Below are 18,206 nucleotides of genomic sequence, written 5' to 3'. Positions count from 1 at the left end.
GGCTACGCGCCTGCGCGCATCGCACGCCCGATGGCCCCGGTACGCAGCGCAATCTTGGCCGCATCCTCGCGCAACGCGCGCAGGCGGCGCTCCAGCACCGCGTTGGCCGGGCGGCCGGTGGAGCTGGCGGTGAGACCAGCCGCGTCGCTCGATTCGCCGGCTGCAGCCGCCAGCACCAGCACTTCGGTACGGCGCTTGTCGGCCGAGTCAGCCAGGCGCGCGCGGCGCTCGGCAGCCGCGTCTTCGGCGGCTTCGGCAACTGCCACTGGCTCGGCAGCGTCCGCTGTTGCTCCCCCTACCTTGGCGTCCCTCTCCTTCGTCGTCGTGGCAACCTCCGTACGCTCGCCCAGCGCTGACCGATTGCGAACAAAGCCAGCACCCTTGCCACCGCCGCGGTCATCCGCATGCAGCCGGTCGACGGCCAGCTGCAGGCTGTGGCTGGCGGCCTCGGTAGCCTGCTCAATCGCCGCCTCCGCAGCCGGAATATCGAGCTCGTCATAATGCTGCCGCACCTGGATGCGCGCCGCCGCCACGTGCGCCGCCACCAGGTAGTTCTGCACGATAAAGCGGTTCAGGTTGTCCACTGCGCGATGCCGGCTCTTGGGCTCGTCCAGCATGCGCTGGAACGACGATATCAGCGCAGACAGGTGGTCCATGAACTGCTTGCGCTGCACGCGGTAGGCAAAATCGTCCTTGGCCCGCCGCAGCAGCAGGTCGCGCGTGGCGGCGATATAGCGGCGGTTGGCCTGCAGCACGCCCTCCACCAGCTTGGGGATGGCGCGGTACTCCCAGCTCGGCAGCACAAAGCTGAACAGCGAGGCGATGATGCCGCCGATCACCGTATCGACCAGCCGCTCGCCCGCCACCGTCGCGCTGCCCGGCATCAGCAGGTTGATCTGGATCAGCACCTGGATGCACGCGGCAATCGCGGTATAGCGGTACTTGATGGTGACGAACGCGGCGCTGGCCACCAGCGCCAGGAACAGCACGCCCAGCAGCACCAGCGGCTGGTGCACCACCTTCAGGATCCCCACCGCGACCACACAGCCGATCAGCGTGCCGATCACGCGGTCGTTGTAGCGCTGCTTGGTCATGCTGAAGTTGGGCTTCAGGATGACGATGATGGTCAGCAGGATCCAGTAGCTGTGCGACACATAAGGCAGGTGGTTGGTGATCCATAGCCCCAGCGCCACCGCCATTGAGATGCGCAGCGCAAAGCGGAACGCCGGCGAGCGCCAGTTCAGGTTCTCGCGCAGCACGCCGAACTCATACTTCTGGCGCGTCAGGAACGGCGTCATGTCCGAGCCCGGCAGCACCTTGGCCGGCTCCACCGGCGTACGCGAGGCCTCGTGCAGCTGGCCGACCAGCGTGACCGCGCCGCGGATCATGTCGAGCGTTTCGGCCAGCGCCGTCATCGCCACCGGGTTGATGTGGTGGTGGCGCAGCTGCGCGATCTCGGCCTCGACCGCGCGCAGCCCCTCGCGGTACCCCACCGTGGGGTAGGAGGGGCGGCCGCGCGTGACCTCGTAGGCGATCTCTTCCACATCCTTGCACATCAGCACCACCAGCCCGCGCAGGTGGTCCAGCACCGGCGTGCCGGCAAAGGTCTGGCGCAGCAGCGGGTAGTCGGTGTTGGTCGACAGGACGTACTCGTACAGGTCCAGCATGCGCAGGTGCACCTGCACCAGCAGCCCGTCGTGCGGAGTGCGGTTGCCGCGCAGCACCAGGTCGCGCGCGGCCTGCTGGCGCTCGGCCACCACGATCTGCTGGCGCACCAGCTGGTTGAACTGCGCTTCGTAGTCGTTGCCGGCGTCGTAGAAACCGGCCTTGATCTCAAGGTAGCCAGCCAGTTCATACAGCGATTCAGCCAGCACCTGCTGCCTGGTGCGGCGCTCAGTGATCCAGCTCACCAGCATCGCATAGCCGAGGTAGGCCACCGCGCCGATGCTGAACAGCGTCGCATGCACCAGCGCGCGCTCCACCACGAAGTCCTCGTTGATCGTGAGCGTCATCACGAACAGCGCCGAGAACTGCAGCGGCAGCGTCTTGTTGCCGTACACCGTCATCATGCCGGCCAGGAAGGTGACGAGCACCAGCACGAACGGCATCACGCGCGGGAACGGCGTGGTCAGCGCCACCACCAGCGTCACCACGCTGCACAGCAGCACGCTCGCCAGCATCTCGTTGAACTTGTGGTTCAGCGGGCTGGGCAGGTCCATCAGGCTGGTGCACAGCGCGCCCATCGACACCACCATGGCGGTGGGCAGGTCGGTGAACTGCAGCGCGATCAGCGTGGCACCGATCACACCGGTGGCCGAGCGCAGCCCCCGGTAGACGTAGTGCGAATACAGGAAGGTGCGGGGATCGTGCGCGTATTGCATGCAGCGGGGGCGGTTGCCTGCGGTGGCGGGTGCGTCGGGCTCGGGGTCGGGGTGCTACGTCACTGGCCCAGCCAGCGCGAGCGTGCCGCGTGTCGACCGCTCTCCAGCTTCACCTTGAACTGCGCCGCCGGCTCGCGCGCCAGCGTCACCGGCAGCACCTGCAGCTCGTCGCGGCGGAAGGCGTGCAGCTCGACCCGGTCGCCGGTGCGGTAGCGCGCCAGCAGCTTGTCGATCTGCCCCGGCGCGACGCGCAGGCCGTCGATGGCCACCAGCAGGTCGCCGGCGGACAGGCCCGCGGCCTGCGCCGCGCCGCCGTCGAACACCTGCGCCACGCGCACCCAGCCCTCATCGCTCTTGACCTTGAGGCCCAGCGCCGCGGTACGCGCCGGCTTCTGCGCCTCGGCCTTGATGCCGATCGCCTTGAACAGCGCCGCCAGCTGCAGCTCGCCGGTGCCTTCGGTCAGCGAGCGCAGCAGCGCGCCCAGGCGCAGGCCGGTGACTTCATCGAACAGCGCATGGACCTCGGCCTCGGTGACGCCGCGCTGCACCGCGCCCGGCGCATAGAAGCCGCGCCCGTAGCGGCGCCACAGCGCGCGCATGATGTCGTCCAGCGAACGGCGCCCGCGGGTCTTCTCGCGAATGGTCAGGTCCAGCGCCAGCGCCACCAGCGAACCCTTGGTGTAGTAGCTGACGATGGCGTTGGGCGCGTTCTCGTCTTGGCGGTAGTACTTGGTCCAGGCGTCGAACGAGCTTTCGGCCACGCTCTGCTTGGTGCGGCCGTTGCCGCGCAGTACGCCGTTCCAGGTCTTGGCCAGCATCTCGACGTACTGCTCGTCGGTGATGCAGCCGGAGCGCACCAGCACCAGGTCGTCGTAGTAGCTGGTGAAGCCCTCGAACAGCCACAGCAGCGGGGTGTAGGTTTCGTCGGCAAGCCGGTACGGAACGAACGCTGCCGGCTTGATGCGCTTGACGTTCCAGGTGTGGAAGTATTCGTGGCTGCACAGCCCGAGGTAGGTGCGGTAGCCCTCGCTGGTCTCGTTATCGCCGCGCGCCGGCAGGTCATTGCGCGCGCACATCAGCGCGGTACTGGCGCGGTGCTCCAGGCCGCCGTAGCCGTCCGTGGTAACCATCGTCATGAAGACGTAGCGGCGGTTGCTGTCGAGGAACGGCGCCTGCGCGGTCTTGGGCTCGAACAGCCGGATCTGGGACTCGCAGATGCGCTTCAGGTCGCGGCAGACGCGCTCGATATCGAGCTGCGGCACGCGGCCGGTGAAGACCACGTCATGCTGAGCACCACAGGCGCGGAAGGTGGCGAGCTGGAAGGTGCCCATCTCGACGGGATGGTCGACCAGCTCGTCATAGTCGGCCACCTGGTAGCGACCAAAGCCGTAGCGTTTGGCGCCCTCGCGCCCCGGCGCTTCCGGCATCGACGTGGCGACGCGCCAGTTGCGGTAGGCCTCGCCCGCGGGCGCGTGGATATCGACGGTACACGGCCGCTCGGCCTGCCCTTCCACGCACAGGAATACCGAGCTGCCGTTGAAGAAGCCGTGCGTGCTGTCCAGGTGCGCGGCGCGCACCGACAGGTCCCAGGCATAGACCTCGTAGCTCAGCATCAGCGGGCCGTCAGCAATGCTGACGGGCGCGGCCTGCCAGCTCTGCTTGTCGAGCTTGGTCAGCTCGACTTCACGGCCGCCGGCATCGGCGCGGATGCGCACGATATTGCGGGCGAAATCGCGGATCATGTAGCTGCCCGGGATCCAGGCCGGCAGCGAGAAGCGCTGGCCGGCGGGATCGGGCTCGCTCACCGTGACGGTGACGGCAAAGAGATGGGCTTCAGGCTGAAGCGGGGCGATGGCGTAGCGGATCGGCGTCATGGGCAGGATTGTAACGTCGGCGCTTGCAGGCAACGCCGACGCTGTTGAGCAACGCAGCGCCGGTCAGGTGCGATTCACATCCACGACCACGCGCCCACGCATGCCGCCTTCGACGATCTTGCGGCCTGCTTCAATCGCATCGCCCAGGCCGATCTCGTGCGTGATCGCGTTCAGGCGATCCGGCTCGAGATCGCCGGCCAGCCGTTCCCATGCGCGCTCGCGCAGCGGCATCGCCGCCATCACGCTGTCGATGCCGTGCAGCGTGATGCCGCGCAGGATGAAGGGCGCCACCGAGGCCGGGAAGTCCAGGCCCTGCGCCAGCCCGCACGCCGTCACCACGCCGCCATAGCGCACCTGGGCGCAGGCATTGACCAGCGTGTGCGAGCCGACCGAATCGATCACCGCGGCCCAGCGTTCCTTCTGCAGCGGCTTGCCGGGCGCCGACAGCTCGGCACGGTCGATCACCTCGTCGGCGCCGAGCGCCTTCAGGAAATCGGCCTCGCTGGTCTTGCCGGTCGACGCCACCACCTTGTAGCCGAGCTTGCTCAGCACCGAGATCGCCACCGAGCCCACGCCGCCCGAGGCGCCGGTCACCAGCACCTCGCCGTCGCCCGGCCGCACCGGGCCATTGACGCCGCCGCGCTCCAGCGCCAGCACCGAGAGCATGGCGGTATAACCCGCGGTGCCGATTGCCATCGCCTGGCGCGTGGTGAAGGCATCCGGCAGGCGCACCAGCCAGTCGCCCTTCAGGCGCGCGCGCTGCGCCAGGCAGCCCCAGTGCGTCTCGCCCACGCCATAGCCGTTGAGCACCACCTTGTCGCCGGCTTTCCAGCGCGGGTGCGACGACTCCAGCACCGTGCCGGCGCCGTCGATGCCCGCCACCATCGGCCACTTGCGCACCACCGGCGAGCGGCCGGTGATGGCCAGCCCGTCCTTGAAGTTGATGGTGGAGTAGTCGATGGCGACCAGCACGTCGCCCTCGGCCGGCAGCTGCGCTTCTTCGAGGGTGGCGATATTCGCCTGCGTGGTGCCGTCGGCCTGGGTCAGCAGCAATGCCTGGAAGGTCATGGTGTCTCCTTGTCGCCTGGCGGCGATCGCTCGGGATGATGGGAAGGCGGAAAGCACAACGGCCGGACAAGCCGGCCGTCGCTCGAGCCGGCACAGGTCCGGCGCGGGGTTATTTCTTGATGCTGGCGAGCTTGCGTTCCAGCGTGGCGACGTCGGCCGCGCCCGGGATGCGCGTGCCGTCGGTGAAGAACACCGCCGGCGTGCCGTTCACATTCATGCTATGGCCCAGCGCCAGGTTTTCCTGCAGCGGCGTCTGGCAGCTGCCGTTGCCGGTCAGCGCCACCTGCTTGAGCATCCAGTCGCGCCATGCCTTGGTGCGGTCGGAAGCGCACCAGACCTGCTTGGCCTTGGTTTCCGAATCCGGCGACAGCACCGGGTACAGGAAGGTGTACACGGTGATGTTGTCCATCTGCTGGAAGGTCTGCTCGATGCGCTTGCAGTAGCCGCAGTTGGGATCCGAGAACACCGCGATCTGGCGGCTGCCGTCGCCTTTGGTCCACTTGATCGCGCGCGCCAGCGGCAGGTCCGACCACTTGATGCGGTTGATCTCCGCCATCCGCTCCTCGGTCAGGTTGGTGCCGGTGCGGGTGTCGATCAGTTCGCCGTTCAGGATGTAGCGGCCCGATGAGTCCGTGTAGACCACCTGTCCGCCGATATTGGCCTCGAACAGGCCGGGCACCGGCGTCTTGCTCACGCTCTTCACTTCGGCGCGGCCGCCCAGCACCTTCTGCAGCGATTCCTTGATGCGGTCGGTGCCGGGCTCGCCCGCGGCCATGGCGTGCAGGGCGAAACCCGCCGCGGCCAGCCCGCCGGCAATGGCAGTGGTCCAGGCAGGGTGGCGACGCAGGAATTGGAACATGTGGACTCCAGAGTGTTCGGTAGAGAGATCGGGCCGCAGATTTGACTCTCGTCAGCCTATCGCATGGCCGATCAGAAAGCGCTTGAGCAGCGACTGGCCGCCCACCGCGCGCATGCCGGTATTGCGCACCACCCGGGCCACGCCGCCGGGCAGTGAGAACAGCCGGTGCAGCCCGTCAGTGGCCGCAGTCAGCGACAACAAATCGGTGGCGCGCGCGCGCTCGTAGCGGCGCAGCAGGCGCAGGTCGCCCTCGCTGCGGAAAGGTTCTTTGTCGGCCATCACGCGGCCAAGTTCCGCGACATCGCGCAGGCCCAGGTTCATGCCCTGGCCGGCGAGCGGATGCACCACGTGGGCGGCATCGCCCACCAGCGCCACGTGCGGCTGCACGAACTGTTCGGCCCGCTGCAGCACCAGCGGGAAGCCCTGCGCCGGCGTCACGCAGCGCAGCGCGCCGAACTGCGCGCCAACCGCGCCGGTGGCGCCTTGCATTGCCGTGGCGGCGAGCGCCTCCGGCGGCAGTGCGAGCAGGTCGCGGGCATGGGCTTCGTCGGCCGACCAGACCATCGACACATGGTTGCCCGGCAGCGGCAGCATCGCCAGCACTTCGCCGTTGGCGGGCTCCTCGTCGGCCATCAGCTTTTCCGGGGCGCCCAGGAACCACTGCCACGCGGTCTCGTGGTGCGGGCGCTCGCAGGCAAAGTTGGCGACCACGCCGAGTTGCCGGTACTTGCGCGTCGTCACGCCGATATGGCACTGCTGGCGCAGCCACGAGCGCGCGCCGTCGGCGCCGATCGCGCAGGCGGTGCGCAGCCTGGTCCCGTTGTCGAGCGTCAGCGTGACGCCGTCCGGATCGCGCTCGAATGCCGTGGCCGTGCCGTCGTGCCAGGTCACCTGGTGCTGGAAGCCCAGCGCGGTGTCCAGAGCCCGCTCGACATGGCTCGATTCGATGATCCACGCCAGCTGCGGCACCGCGGCGGCATAGGCCGAGAAATGCAGGTCCCCGTCCAGGCTGGGCGTGGTCTCGGCCGCGCTGACGTCGCCGAACACGCGCATGTCGCGCACCGGCTGGATCCGCGCCGGGTCCAGCGCCTCCCACACGCGCATGCGCTCCAGCAGCGCCTGCGAGCTGGCCGAGAAGGCATAGATGCGGCTGTCCCAGTCGTCCGGCCCGGCCGCCGCGCGGCCGCTGACCCTGGGCGGCTTCGGCGCGACCAGCGCCACGTCCATGCCCTGCTGGGCAAGCAACAGGGCGCAGGACTTGCCGACGATGCCGCCGCCGACGACGACAACCTGGAAAGCGGTGGCAGTTTGAGCGGAGGGGCGCGCAGCAGGGCGCGCGGACGCGTTGGATCGGGTCATGGCTGGATTATAGCCACGTCACTCCGGGCCTCGCCCGGCGCCGCGCAGCCCCGGCCACGCCGGCCAACCCCGCCGATGGCGGGGCGCCCATCCGCTAGAATATGGTTTTTGCCATTTCCCGCCTGACACCATGAGCCTCCAATGCGGCATCGTCGGCCTGCCTAACGTCGGCAAGTCCACGCTGTTCAATGCCCTGACCAAGGCCGGCATCGCCGCCGAAAACTACCCGTTCTGCACGATCGAACCCAACGTGGGCGTGGTCGAAGTGCCGGATCCGAGGCTCGCCAAGCTCGCCGAGATCGTCAAACCCGAGCGCATCCTGCCGGCCACGGTCGAGTTCGTCGACATCGCCGGCCTGGTGGCGGGCGCCTCCAAGGGCGAAGGCCTGGGCAACCAGTTCCTCGCCAATATCCGCGAATGCGACGCCATCACCCACGTGGTGCGCTGCTTCGAGGACGACAACGTGATCCACGTGTCAGGCAGGGTGCATCCGCTGTCGGACATCGAAGTGATCAACACCGAACTCGCGCTGGCCGACCTCGCCACCGTCGAGAAGGCCCTGGCCCGCTACGTCAAGCCGGCCCGCGCCGGCGACAAGGAAGCCCAGCGCCTGGTCGCCGTGCTGGAAAAGGCACAGGCCGTGCTCGACCAGGCCAAGGCCGTGCGCACGCTCGACCTGGCCCCGGAAGAGTGGGAAGCCATCCGCCCGTTCTGCCTGATCACCGCCAAGCCGACCATGTATGTGGCCAACGTGCGTGAAGACGGGTTCGAAAACAATCCGCACCTGGACGCGGTGCGGGATTACGCTAAGCAGACCGATTCGCCGGTAGTGGCTGTGTGTGCTGCTATCGAGGCTGAGATTGCTGATCTGGACGATGCTGACAAGGCAGAGTTCCTGACGGACCTGGGCATGGAAGAACCTGGCCTGGATCGCGTGATCCGTGCCGGCTTCAAGCTGCTCGGGCTGCAGACCTACTTCACCGCCGGCGTAAAGGAAGTGCGCGCCTGGACGATCCATGTAGGCGACACCGCGCCCAAGGCGGCAGGCGTGATCCACACCGATTTTGAACGCGGCTTCATTCGCGCCCAGACCATCGCTTACGACGACTACATTTCATTCAAGGGCGAGACCGGCGCGAAGGAAGCCGGCAAGATGCGCGCCGAAGGCAAGGAGTACGTGGTGAAGGATGGGGATGTGATGAACTTTCTGTTCAACGTCTGATCCTCACCCGATCGCATGAAGAAGCCCGCAGCACTGCGGGCTTCTTCATTTGCAGTCTCCAGTGGCACGGCGTACCCCTCACAACCTCTCCATCCCCTTCCCCCGCAACCCCACCAGCAACGCCTGCCCATCCGCCCCCACCCGGAACTCCCCATACTCCGCCCGCGCAAAGCGCTCGCCCTGCCCCTCCTGGAAGAAATACGCGTCCGTCGACACCTGCACCTGCGTAGCACCCCAGCGCGACCGGGCGATCTGGTAGCGCAGCAACTGTTCCCCTGCCGCAAGCGCCTCGCCGTGATATACCCGCACGAAGCTGGCCACGCCTTGCGCATCGCGGCGGATCACGGCCACACCGTCGCGTGGCGGTTGCTTGTCCTGCATCTCCACCGCGCGTATCTGGTTGCCGATATCAAAGTTCAGCGCCATGTAGTCACCTTGCATCAGCGAACGCGGGTCGACCGGGGCGAGCTTGAGGTAGACGGTGTCGCCGCGCGCCAGCAGGCGTTCCTTGCCAGCGATGCCAACGGCGGCCAATGCCAGCGTCAGGGCCCAGGCAATAAAGGTCCATCGTTTCATGCGAACTCCCTGCCAGTGCGGCTACGCAGCAGCCAATAGCGGCCCGCCAGCAACAGCACGCCGGCTGCGGCGAGCGTGGCGGACTTGGCCAGCAGCGTCCAATGGAGCGCGGTGTAGTACCAGACGAATCCGATAGCGATGGTGGCGATGCCCAGGCCGAGCCACGGCATCGACGCCCGGCGCAGTGCCAGGCCGAGCGCCAGCACGCCGGCGACGACCGCCGGCGCAGCCGCCATCAGCGCGCCGAAGGCTACCACGCCGATCAGCACGCCGCCCTGCATCGCGAGGGCGACCGCCAGCCGGCGGCATTCCGCCAGCGCAAACCCGGCCAGCACCAGCGTGGCCAGTCCGCCCCCGATCCAGTGCGCCGCGGAAGGCCGCCCGGCTTCGGGATCGGCGAGCCAGGCAAGCGGATGGCTCATCCCCGTCACCACCAAGGCGACGGCCAGCGCGAACAGCAGCGTGGCGTCGGCCAGCGGCTCCAGCAGCGTGTGCCGGCCCGCCGCGCACAGGCGCGCCTCGGCCAGCGTGAAGCCGGTCGCCAGCGCACAGGCCACCGGCACCAGCCAGCCGAGCGACCACGTCAGCATCAGCCATTCATGCCGCGCGCCGCCGGACAGCACGATATGCACGGCGCCTGCGAGTCCTATCCATATGCCCAGCCCGGACAGCAGCCGGTGCAGCCGGTTGGGCACCACCAGGGCCAGCAAAGCCTCGAACAGCGCCAGGGCCGCCCAGAAGCCAGCGGAATCCACCACGCGCGTGCCGAGCGCCTCGGCCACGCCATAGACGGCCAGGCCCTGCCCGCTCAGACTCAACGCCAGCGCAAACTGCCCGGCCGCGATGCCCCCGCGGCGCCAGTACACCAACGCGGCCAGCGCGATCATGGCGAGGCCCGTCACCGCCATCGCAGCCGCATTCTCGCGCGCCGCGACGAAGACCGTGCCTACCAGGAAGAGCTGGAAGAACAAGGCGCCGAGCCAGCCGGCCGCGCCCATCAGGCAGCGCACCGCCCAGGGCGTGTGGGTGTGTTGAGGCGGCTCGCCCTGCACTTCGCCGCGTGCGGCCAGTTCTTGCCAGAGCCGCCTTTCAGTCTGCAAAGCGGTGCTCATGCCTGCTCCAGTTGCGATCGATAGGCCCGCATCAGCCAGGCCGCCGCGCCGGCCGCGAGGCCGATGGTCACCAGCCCGAGCAGCAGGAAGGCGCCGAAGTCGCTCTTGCCCTCGAACATCACCTTGCCGAGCGCGGCCACCGCCAGCACGATGCCGGTCAGGCAGGCCAGGCTCAGCACCACGATGTCAAAGGCACGCTGGCGGTACCACCAGAGCAGCGCGGCCAGCACCACGACAGCCAGCACAAACGATGCGCCATCGAACCTGCTGCCCAGCAGGCTCGACAACCCCAGCCAGCCGGCATGCGTACATGCCAGCGCAGCCAGCATGCGGGCGCCGGTCTGGCCCCGGAAGCCCAGCGCCGGCGCCTTCGCGCACAGCAGATGCCACAACGCCATCTGCAGCAGCACCGCGCCCAGCAGCCACAACATGGCGGTGCGCACGAAGCGCGCATCGAACAGCAGCGCAAAGATCCCGTCCACGCCGAAGCGGATGCTGAAGTAGCGCAGCAGCGCCAGGTTGCCCACCACGATCACCAGCCACCAGTGCGGCGCCGCGCGCGCGGCCAGCGCCCACGGCACCGCCAGCAGCGCCCACAGTGCGAACAGCTGCCAGGCATCGGCACCGGTCTGGTAGGTCTGCCCGATCACGGCCAGCAGCACGCCGGCGACCACCTGCGCGCCGCCCAGCGCGGCCTGGCCCGCCTTGTCGCCCGCCTTGTCGCCCGCCTTGACGCCGGCATGGCGCAGCCAGGCGAAGCCGGCCAGCAAACTGACGGCGCCGGCCAGCAGGGCGAATTTGGAGAACTTGTGGAGATCCTGCCAGTTGAAGGCGAAGAAGACGATCACGCCGGCGCACAGCAGTGCGGCGCCCAGTGCCATCAGCGCCTGGTCGAGCCAGCGGCGCCAGTCGTCAGCCAGCGGCTCGGTGGCGCGCCACGACGGGCCCACTGCGGCGGCAGCGAGGCGCCTCTGCTCGCGCCATGCCGCCAGCGCCCATCGCACTGCGCGACGGCCCGACAGAGTCGGTGATCCGGCAATCGGGGAAGGTTGCATGCGGAGAGTCGCTGCACACCGAGGCGACAGAGTTGCGATCCGTCCACTCTAGCAAAGGCGCCCGGCTCTTGCACCCCCGGCGGGTCAAGGCCCGGCGCCGCTGCGGCCCGGGGCGTCAGCGGGCTGACTCCGGACACGCCGCGCGCCGCGCGGGGCCCGTCCCGCCACCCAGGCAGCAATCAGCGTGCCGACCAGGAAGCCCGCCATGTCGATGCCGACGTCAAGCCAGCGCGGATGGCGGTTGATGGCAAAGACCTGCAGCCCCTCGGTCAGCAGTGCGAGGCCCAGCAACCCGGCGCCGATGCGCGCCACCGGCCAGGCGATCGGGCGCGACGCCAGCAGCCACGCCATGCCGACGAACAGCAGGAAGTGCGCCAGCGACGACAGGGGGAACGGCGCGTGCAAGCTGCGCTCGAGCATGTCGCGCGTGAGCCCCGGGATCTGCGTGCCGACCATCAGCACCAGGACCAGCAGGCCCACCGCGCACCAGGCCAGACGAGGTCTCATGAACGCCCTCCCTCAGCGGCCACGGCGCGGCCGGTTTCCTGCGGCGCGGCCAGGGCCGGCGCGTGCACGCGGCCGGCCGCGCCGTGGAGCAGCGCGCGGGTGTCTGCGTAGCGCGCCTGGTCGTGGCGCGGCGACACGCCGTTGATGACGCCGCCCACCACCACCGCGCCGCTGCGCCCGAGCTGGCTCAGCGCCTGCGCCGCCAGCGCCTGCGGGGTCTCGTGCGCGCGCATCAGCAGCAGGGTCGCGCCGGCCAGGTGGCAGACCAGCATGGCGTCGGCCACCGCCAGCACCGGGGGCGTGTCGACCAGCACCAGGTCGAAGCGCGACTCGGCCTCGCCCAGCAACTCGCGCAGGCGCGGCTGGCTGAGCAGTTCCGAGGGGTTGGACGGCAGCGTGCCAGCGCCCAGCAGCCAAAGGCCCGGCACCGCGGTGCGCCTGGCGGCGTCGCGCAGGCTGGGGCCGCCCGCCAGCACGTCGGCCAGGCCGCTACTGTCGCTACTGCCACTGATGCCGAAGCAGCCGCCCAGCGCGCCGCGCCGCAGGTCAGCGTCGACCAGCAGCACGCGCAGGCCGGCATCCGCCGCCAGCACGGCCAGGTTGGCGGCGGCAAAGGTCTTGCCCTCGCCCGCGCGTGCGCTGGTCAGCGCCACGATGCGCCGGCCGCGGGGCTGCAGCCCCAGCTGCAGCGCGGCGCGCAACATGCGCAGCCCTTCCACCGCGAGCGCGTTCGGATGCTGGCGGGCCAGCAGGAACTGGTCGTGGCCGGCACAGCCGGCATCGCTGATGCCGCCCGGCACCTTGGCCAGCACCGCGCCGTCGCCAGCCGTGCCGCCGGCGGACAGTTCCACCGTGCAGCCCGCCGCGTGGTTGCGCAGCGCCAGTTGCCGCTGCTCCGTGCTGAACATCACTTCACAGATCACCGGCAGCCGCAGCCCGGCTTCGATCGTGCCGGCTGACGCCAGTTGCGCGGCGCGCCGCTGCCACACCAGCGCCGCCGCCCACGCCAGCAACAGGCCGAGCAGGGCAGCCGCCGCCGTGATCAGCCCCCGCGGCGGCCCCGCTGGGGCGACCGACGGCGTCGCCGCGTCGAGCAGCAGCGCCTCGCTGGCGGCGTCGGCGCGCGCCAGCGCCAGCATCTGCGCCTGGCTGCGCAGCGACATATAGGTGTCCTCGGCTACCTTGACGTCGCGCGTCAGCGAGACCTGGTCGCGCTCGGCCTCTGACAGCCCCTGCAGCCGCCCGTCCAGGCTGCGGCGGTCGTTGCGCAGCTGCTCGATCTGGTCGTCGATCGCGCGCACTTCCTGGTTCTCCGGCGTATAGCGGCGCAGCAGCCGGGCACGCTCCAGCCGCAGCGTCGAAATCTGCCGCTGGTATTCGATGCTGCCGTGCAGGTAGGACTGCGCGTCCTGGCTGGGCAGCAGCGAGCCCGCGCGGGCGCGATGGCGCGCCAGCGCGGTCTCGGCCTGCTCCATTTCAGCGCGCAGGCGCGGCAGCTCGCGGGTGATGAAGTCCAGCATGCGCCCGGCCTGCTCCTGGCGCTGCCGGGCCAGTGTGCGGGCGTACGACGCCGCCACCGCGTTGACCACGGCGCTGGCACGCTGCGGGTCGGTGTCGCGCCAGGCGATGCGCACCGCCGCATCGCCGGACGGCTCCCGCGCCTGCCACGCGGCCGCGCGGGCGGGCTCGATGCGCAGCGCGCCGGCCAATGCGGCCGCCGCCGCTGCGCTGTCGCGCCGCGTCAGCGTGAACTGCGTGCCGGGCCGCGCGACCATCGCCGCCAGCCGCAGCGACACCCCGCCGCCCCGCGCCAGCGTCCCGGCCTCGCCCTCCAGCAGCAGCTGCCCGTCCGGGGCCAGCAGGCGGTAGCGCTGTCCGCCCAGCGCCACCAGCGCCAGGGGCTGGTCGATCAGCGCTGCCGGCACCGCCAGCGTGGCCACCGACAGCTGCTCGCCGCCCCAGCCGTACCGCTCTAGCGCCGGCAGTGGCGCGGCCAACACGCCGTCGCTGCCCGGGCGCACCAGCCACGACCACAGCAGGGCCAGCCACGGCAGGCGCAGCGGCGCGGCCTCGACGTCGAGCCCGTGATCCTGGACCACCGGCGCCAGCACTGCACGGCTGGTGAGCATGCTGGTATCCAGCTCCGGCGCCGGCGTGCCGCCCTGCCGCGGCGCCTGCCATGGCATCGGCGCGCCGCGCGGCGCGCCGATCAGCACGTCGGCCTCGTAAAGCGGTGGCAGCGACCAGGCATAGAGCGCACCGGCCAGCGCGGCCGACACCGTGGCCGCGGCCAGCCCGCGGCCATGCGCGTGCAGCAGCGGCGCCAGCGCGTGCGCCGGCGGCACGCCGGGCTGGGCATCGTGGCGATGGGCATTCATATGCAACTCCTCAGTGCCGCGCCATGTCCCGCATGGCATGGCTGCAGCCCGCCAGCGGTGGCCGTGGCGGCTGTGGCCGCCGGCGCTGCCGGCGGCGGCACCAAGCGCGCATACTCGCGCTTGATCACCCGGTAGCATTCACAACCCAGCCGCTCCAGCCCTTCGCGGTCGGCCACCGCGATGCGACCGCGGCTGGTGCCTAGCAGTCCCAGGTCCTGCATGCGGCCGATCGCCGTCGCTACGCCTTCGCGCCGCACGCCGAGCCGGTCGGCGATGCCCTGCTGCGTGATCAGCAGCTCGCGCGAATGCATGCGCTCCAGCGTCAGCAGCAGCCAGCGGCTCACCTGGTCACTCAGGGCGTGATGCCGGTTGCAGATCGCGACCTGCGCCACCTGCGTCAGCAGTGCCTGCACGTAAAGCAGGCTGGCCCGGCGCATCGCTGCGGAATGCATGAAGGCATGGCGCATCACCGCGGCCGGAATCCGAAAGGCCAGGCCAGTGCAGCGCACCTCCAACCGGTATGGCATGGAATCGCCCCCGGTCAGGATCGGCATGCCCACCAGCCCCTCCTGTCCGACCACCGCTACCTCGAGGCCGGCGCCCGACTCCGACAAGGCCAGCATCGACACCACCGCCGTGGTCGGAAAATGGACGTGGTGGACGCGCTGCCCAGGATCGCTCAGCACCTGGCCGGCGCGCAGCCTGACCAGTTCCAGCTGCTCGGCCAGCAGCCGGCTGTCCTCCTGCAACAGCGCGGCCAGCACATAGTTCATTTCCGGCCGCAAAAATTGGTTCTCCATGTCGACTCCCCGTTCTGCCCAGACGACGTTTTTCCGCGATCCGCGGTACTGCACGCCGGGGCGTGCGCACGCGGTATGGTTATGGTGGTTGTGCTCAGTGCTCAGGTAATCAGCGCGACAGCTCCTTGGTGAAGAACAGCGTCTGGATGGTCGGCGTGATCTGCTCCAGCACACGGTTGAAGCGCACCGCATCCGAGGTACCTACGTAGACCACGTCCAGCGGCTCCAGCCGGAACTGCGTGGACAGCAACAGCGCGTCGATCTGGCTCATGTCGAGGCGGAACACCTCCGGCGTGGTCGGGTTGTCGCGCATGCCACGGATGATGAAGACCTGGCGCGGGTCGGCGTAGCGCACATCGATGCTGTTGACGCCGGCCAGCGCATCGGCCACCGTCAGGCGGCCGCGGTTCATCAGCAGTGAAGTCGGCTTGGCCACCTCGCCCAGGATGAAGATGCGGCTGCCAAGCCGGTCGGGAACGTTGACGATGTCGCCGGCCTGCAGCAGGAAGTCGCTGTAGCCGTTGCGCCGGTCGATCAGCGCCTCCAGGTCGAGCTCGTAGACATCGTGGCCGCGGGTCAGCCGCACCCGCTGCACGTCGGCCTCGGGCATGGTGCCGCCGGTGCGCGCCACGGCGTTGATCATGGTCAGCGGCACGTCGGTGACCGGGATCGAGCCGGGGTTGCGCACCATGCCGGTCACGTCGACGCGGCCATGCCGGTAGGCGATCACGCGCACATCGACGCGGGGATCGCGCAGGTCCCGCTCCAGGCCGCGCGTAATCATGCGCCGTACCTCCTCGATGGAGCGTCCGCCCACTTTGATCAGGCCCACTGGCGGGTAATACAGCTCGCCGTTGCGCGACACGCGGAAGCCGTTCTGGTCCAGCGGCAGCTGCGGCTGCGCGGCCTCGGTCGGCATCATCTGCGCGGCGGCGGGCGCGGCCGGCGCGGTCGAGCTGAGCTGCGGATTGAACAGCACCGTCACGCCGAGCACGTCCTGCGGGCCGACCAGGTATTCGTAGCGCTCGATGCTGGCGCGCAGGTCGACGCCGCGCGCCGGCGAGACCTGGCTGTTGGAAACGGCCACGGCGTCGATCTGGGCGCGGATCACCTCGGCGGTGATCAGCCGTACGGGATAGGTCTGCGCGCCGGTCTTGGCGCCGAGGTCATCCTGCAGCCGGCTGCCGTCCAGCGCCGGCCCCGGCGCCCACGAACACGCGGCCAGCACGCCGGAAAGCGCGCAGGCCATGACGATCCGGGAGGTCATGTCGGTTCTCCTTCCAGGGCATCCGGTGCGGCCAGGGCGGACTTGCGCAGAGCCAGCGCTTCTTCCTCGCTGTGCGCCGGCGTGGCTTCGGCCGGCGCGACGCCAGCCGCGCGTGCGGTGTCATCCAGCGTGCGGGCCAGGTGGTCGCTGAGCCGCAGCGCCAGCGCGGCGATGGTGATGGTGGGGAAGTTCGCGCCGACGGTCGGGAACACCGAGCTGCCGGCGACATACAGGTTGCCGATGCCATGCACACGGCAGTTGCGGTCCACCACGCCATGCCGCGGCGAGTCGTGCATGCGTGTGGTTCCCATGTGGTGCCAGGTACCTTCGAGCGAGGCGGGCCACGGCTGCCCCTCCATCGGCGGGTCGAGCGTGACGCGGCCCACGCCGTTGCGCTGCAGCTCGTCGGCCAGCAGCGCGAAGGTACGGTCGAAGGTGCGCTGCACCAGGCTGCCAAGCCGCCAGTTCACGCGCACGCGCGGCATGCCCAGGCGGTCGCGCTGGTCGCCCAGCGTGATGCGGCTTTCCGGATCGGGCGCGGCCTCGACGATGGCCTGCATGCGCACGCCCGAGATCAGCGCACGCGGCTGCAACAGCCGCGTCAGCCCGAAACCGACGGTATCGACCGGGTGCGTGGCCATGGTGAGCAGGTCGCGGCTGAGCCGGTAGCCGGGCTGGTCCTTGCGCAGCATGGCCTGCTTGGCACGGATCAGCGCCTCGGCACCGGCGCTGCCCTCACCGAAGAACATCGAAAAGAACCAGACCCGCGCATTGAGCAGCCGCTCGCGCGCCAGCACCTCGGGCCGCAGCGCGAACTGCGACGAGATATGCGTGCTGTGCGCGCTGACCGCCGCGTTCTGGTAGTGGTACTTGATGTCGTACAGCTTGTTGCGCGACCACGCCTGGTTGAAGTGCACCCAGCCCGACATCAGGCGCGGATGGTCCATGAAGTAGCGGCCCACCAGGTCGTTGGCGTTGCCCAGCCCCGCCGGGCTGGCCCGGTTCGAGGCCAGCATCAGCCGCGCGTTCTCGATGCCGCCGGCGGCCAGCACGAAGCGCTGCGCCACCACGCGCAAACGCTTGCCGCTCAGCGTGGAAACCGACACATGGGTGACCGTGCCGGCGTGGGTATCGCTCTCGATCGCGGTCACGTTGGCGTGGAGAAGCACCTGGACGCGATCGGCGCCGGCCAGCGCGTCGCGGTACAGCTTGCCGAAACGCGCCGGCGGGCTGAACTGCGAGATGGTGTCGCGGATGCTCTCGCCGCTCAGCGGCAGGCGCCGGACATCCGCGCGGCCGATGGCTGCTTCCCACCAGGCGGGGTCAAAGTTGTGCGGGCCGAGTTTGAGCAGGTCGTGGGTACGCTCGTAGTAGGGCTTGAGCTCGTCCAGCCCGAACGGCCAGCCGCTGTGCGGCACCCAGTCGCGACGCTCCAGGTCCCACGGGTCAAGCGGCCGGCACCAGCCGCCCCAGCAGTTGCTGCTGCCGCCCAGGTAGCGGCTGCGGCAACCGTCGGCAAAGCTGTAGGGCAGCCCGGCGTTCTCACCCCGGTACAGGTCCCGTGTATCTTCGTCCGACTTGTAGCCACCGCTTTCCAGCACACAGGCATCGATGCCCATGCGCTGCATCTGCAGCGCCAGCGTGATGCCCGCGACCCCTGCGCCAACGATGCACACCGTGGTGCGCAATGTCGTGTTCTGTTCGATTTGCCTTGCATCGACAAACATAGCGTCACTCCTTGTTTTTCT

14 protein-coding genes are annotated in these 18,206 nt (G+C 69.5%); 1 reads left to right on the top strand and 13 read right to left on the bottom strand.

Annotation, left to right across the window (positions count from 1 at the left end):
• Positions 1-2: 2 nt before the first annotated feature.
• The 5 genes from K307_RS21880 to K307_RS21860 form a co-directional block, all read right to left on the bottom strand.
• Positions 3-2,381 carry an FUSC family protein gene (locus K307_RS21880; RefSeq protein ID WP_042882732.1) on the bottom strand — a complete coding sequence of 793 codons (2,379 nt, stop codon included), beginning with the start codon at positions 2,379-2,381 and terminating at the stop codon, positions 3-5.
• Positions 2,382-2,440: 59 nt separating this feature from the next.
• Positions 2,441-4,255 (bottom strand): M61 family metallopeptidase, encoded by a 1,815-nt coding sequence (locus K307_RS21875; protein WP_042882729.1) that lies wholly within the window; start codon positions 4,253-4,255, stop codon positions 2,441-2,443.
• A 63-nt stretch (positions 4,256-4,318) separates the two neighbouring features.
• Positions 4,319-5,323 carry an MDR family oxidoreductase gene (locus K307_RS21870; protein ID WP_042882728.1) on the bottom strand — a complete coding sequence of 335 codons (1,005 nt, stop codon included), beginning with the start codon at positions 5,321-5,323 and terminating at the stop codon, positions 4,319-4,321.
• Between the two features lie 109 nt (positions 5,324-5,432).
• Complete coding sequence (locus K307_RS21865; protein ID WP_042882726.1) at positions 5,433-6,182, bottom strand: DsbC family protein; 750 nt, start codon at positions 6,180-6,182, stop codon at positions 5,433-5,435.
• Between the two features lie 51 nt (positions 6,183-6,233).
• On the bottom strand, positions 6,234-7,541 hold the full coding sequence (locus tag K307_RS21860) for a UbiH/UbiF family hydroxylase (protein ID WP_042882723.1): 1,308 nt from the start codon (positions 7,539-7,541) through the stop codon (positions 6,234-6,236).
• 130 nt (positions 7,542-7,671) lie between these two features.
• On the opposite strand from K307_RS21860, the gene ychF reads away from it, so the two are divergent.
• On the top strand, positions 7,672-8,763 hold the full coding sequence (gene ychF / locus K307_RS21855; protein ID WP_042882721.1) for a redox-regulated ATPase YchF: 1,092 nt from the start codon (positions 7,672-7,674) through the stop codon (positions 8,761-8,763).
• A gap of 78 nt (positions 8,764-8,841) precedes the next feature.
• Here ychF and K307_RS21850 read toward each other — a convergent pair whose 3' ends face one another.
• The 8 genes from K307_RS21850 to K307_RS21815 all read right to left on the bottom strand — a co-directional run bounded on the left by K307_RS21850 (position 8,842) and on the right by K307_RS21815 (position 18,185).
• Positions 8,842-9,339 (bottom strand): GDYXXLXY domain-containing protein, encoded by a 498-nt coding sequence (locus K307_RS21850; protein WP_042882720.1) that lies wholly within the window; start codon positions 9,337-9,339, stop codon positions 8,842-8,844.
• Entirely contained in the window at positions 9,336-10,451 is a 1,116-nt protein-coding gene (locus K307_RS21845; RefSeq protein ID WP_042882719.1) for a DUF4401 domain-containing protein, read from the bottom strand. The genes K307_RS21850 and K307_RS21845 overlap by 4 nt, the downstream gene beginning before the upstream one ends.
• Positions 10,448-11,506: a DUF2157 domain-containing protein gene (locus tag K307_RS21840; RefSeq protein ID WP_042882717.1), complete on the bottom strand. Its 1,059-nt coding sequence runs from the start codon at positions 11,504-11,506 to the stop codon at positions 10,448-10,450. Before K307_RS21840 ends, K307_RS21845 begins: the two co-directional genes overlap by 4 nt.
• A gap of 84 nt (positions 11,507-11,590) precedes the next feature.
• The gene (locus K307_RS21835) at positions 11,591-12,013 is read right to left on the bottom strand and encodes a hypothetical protein (protein ID WP_155301242.1); all 423 of its coding nucleotides are present in this window, start codon (positions 12,011-12,013) and stop codon (positions 11,591-11,593) included.
• Positions 12,010-14,391, bottom strand: coding sequence for a polysaccharide biosynthesis tyrosine autokinase (locus K307_RS21830; RefSeq protein ID WP_051975089.1), 2,382 nt, complete (start codon positions 14,389-14,391; stop codon positions 12,010-12,012). Before K307_RS21830 ends, K307_RS21835 begins: the two co-directional genes overlap by 4 nt.
• Positions 14,388-15,191 (bottom strand): Crp/Fnr family transcriptional regulator, encoded by an 804-nt coding sequence (locus K307_RS21825; protein WP_042882714.1) that lies wholly within the window; start codon positions 15,189-15,191, stop codon positions 14,388-14,390. Before K307_RS21825 ends, K307_RS21830 begins: the two co-directional genes overlap by 4 nt.
• A gap of 109 nt (positions 15,192-15,300) precedes the next feature.
• Complete coding sequence (locus tag K307_RS21820; protein ID WP_042882713.1) at positions 15,301-16,458, bottom strand: polysaccharide biosynthesis/export family protein; 1,158 nt, start codon at positions 16,456-16,458, stop codon at positions 15,301-15,303.
• Positions 16,455-18,185, bottom strand: coding sequence for an FAD-dependent oxidoreductase (locus tag K307_RS21815; RefSeq protein ID WP_042882712.1), 1,731 nt, complete (start codon positions 18,183-18,185; stop codon positions 16,455-16,457). The genes K307_RS21820 and K307_RS21815 overlap by 4 nt, the downstream gene beginning before the upstream one ends.
• Positions 18,186-18,206 lie beyond the last annotated feature (21 nt).

Origin of the sequence: Cupriavidus necator A5-1, assembly GCF_000744095.1 — a bacterium.
GTDB lineage: Bacteria > Pseudomonadota > Gammaproteobacteria > Burkholderiales > Burkholderiaceae > Cupriavidus > Cupriavidus necator_A.
This window is presented reverse-complemented; position numbering and strand designations above follow the sequence as displayed.

Excerpts from the sequence above, each read along its gene's own strand:
- K307_RS21880 (WP_042882732.1), bottom strand. The coding sequence starts at position 2,381 with ATGCAATACGCGCACGATCCCCGCACCTTCCTGTATTCGCACTACGTC.
- K307_RS21875 (WP_042882729.1), bottom strand. The coding sequence starts at position 4,255 with ATGACGCCGATCCGCTACGCCATCGCCCCGCTTCAGCCTGAAGCCCAT.
- K307_RS21870 (WP_042882728.1), bottom strand. The coding sequence starts at position 5,323 with ATGACCTTCCAGGCATTGCTGCTGACCCAGGCCGACGGCACCACGCAG.
- K307_RS21865 (WP_042882726.1), bottom strand. The coding sequence starts at position 6,182 with ATGTTCCAATTCCTGCGTCGCCACCCTGCCTGGACCACTGCCATTGCC.
- K307_RS21860 (WP_042882723.1), bottom strand. The coding sequence starts at position 7,541 with ATGACCCGATCCAACGCGTCCGCGCGCCCTGCTGCGCGCCCCTCCGCT.
- ychF (WP_042882721.1), top strand. The coding sequence starts at position 7,672 with ATGAGCCTCCAATGCGGCATCGTCGGCCTGCCTAACGTCGGCAAGTCC.
- K307_RS21850 (WP_042882720.1), bottom strand. The coding sequence starts at position 9,339 with ATGAAACGATGGACCTTTATTGCCTGGGCCCTGACGCTGGCATTGGCC.
- K307_RS21845 (WP_042882719.1), bottom strand. The coding sequence starts at position 10,451 with ATGAGCACCGCTTTGCAGACTGAAAGGCGGCTCTGGCAAGAACTGGCC.
- K307_RS21840 (WP_042882717.1), bottom strand. The coding sequence starts at position 11,506 with ATGCAACCTTCCCCGATTGCCGGATCACCGACTCTGTCGGGCCGTCGC.
- K307_RS21835 (WP_155301242.1), bottom strand. The coding sequence starts at position 12,013 with ATGAGACCTCGTCTGGCCTGGTGCGCGGTGGGCCTGCTGGTCCTGGTG.
- K307_RS21830 (WP_051975089.1), bottom strand. The coding sequence starts at position 14,391 with ATGAATGCCCATCGCCACGATGCCCAGCCCGGCGTGCCGCCGGCGCAC.
- K307_RS21825 (WP_042882714.1), bottom strand. The coding sequence starts at position 15,191 with ATGGAGAACCAATTTTTGCGGCCGGAAATGAACTATGTGCTGGCCGCG.
- K307_RS21820 (WP_042882713.1), bottom strand. The coding sequence starts at position 16,458 with ATGACCTCCCGGATCGTCATGGCCTGCGCGCTTTCCGGCGTGCTGGCC.
- K307_RS21815 (WP_042882712.1), bottom strand. The coding sequence starts at position 18,185 with ATGTTTGTCGATGCAAGGCAAATCGAACAGAACACGACATTGCGCACC.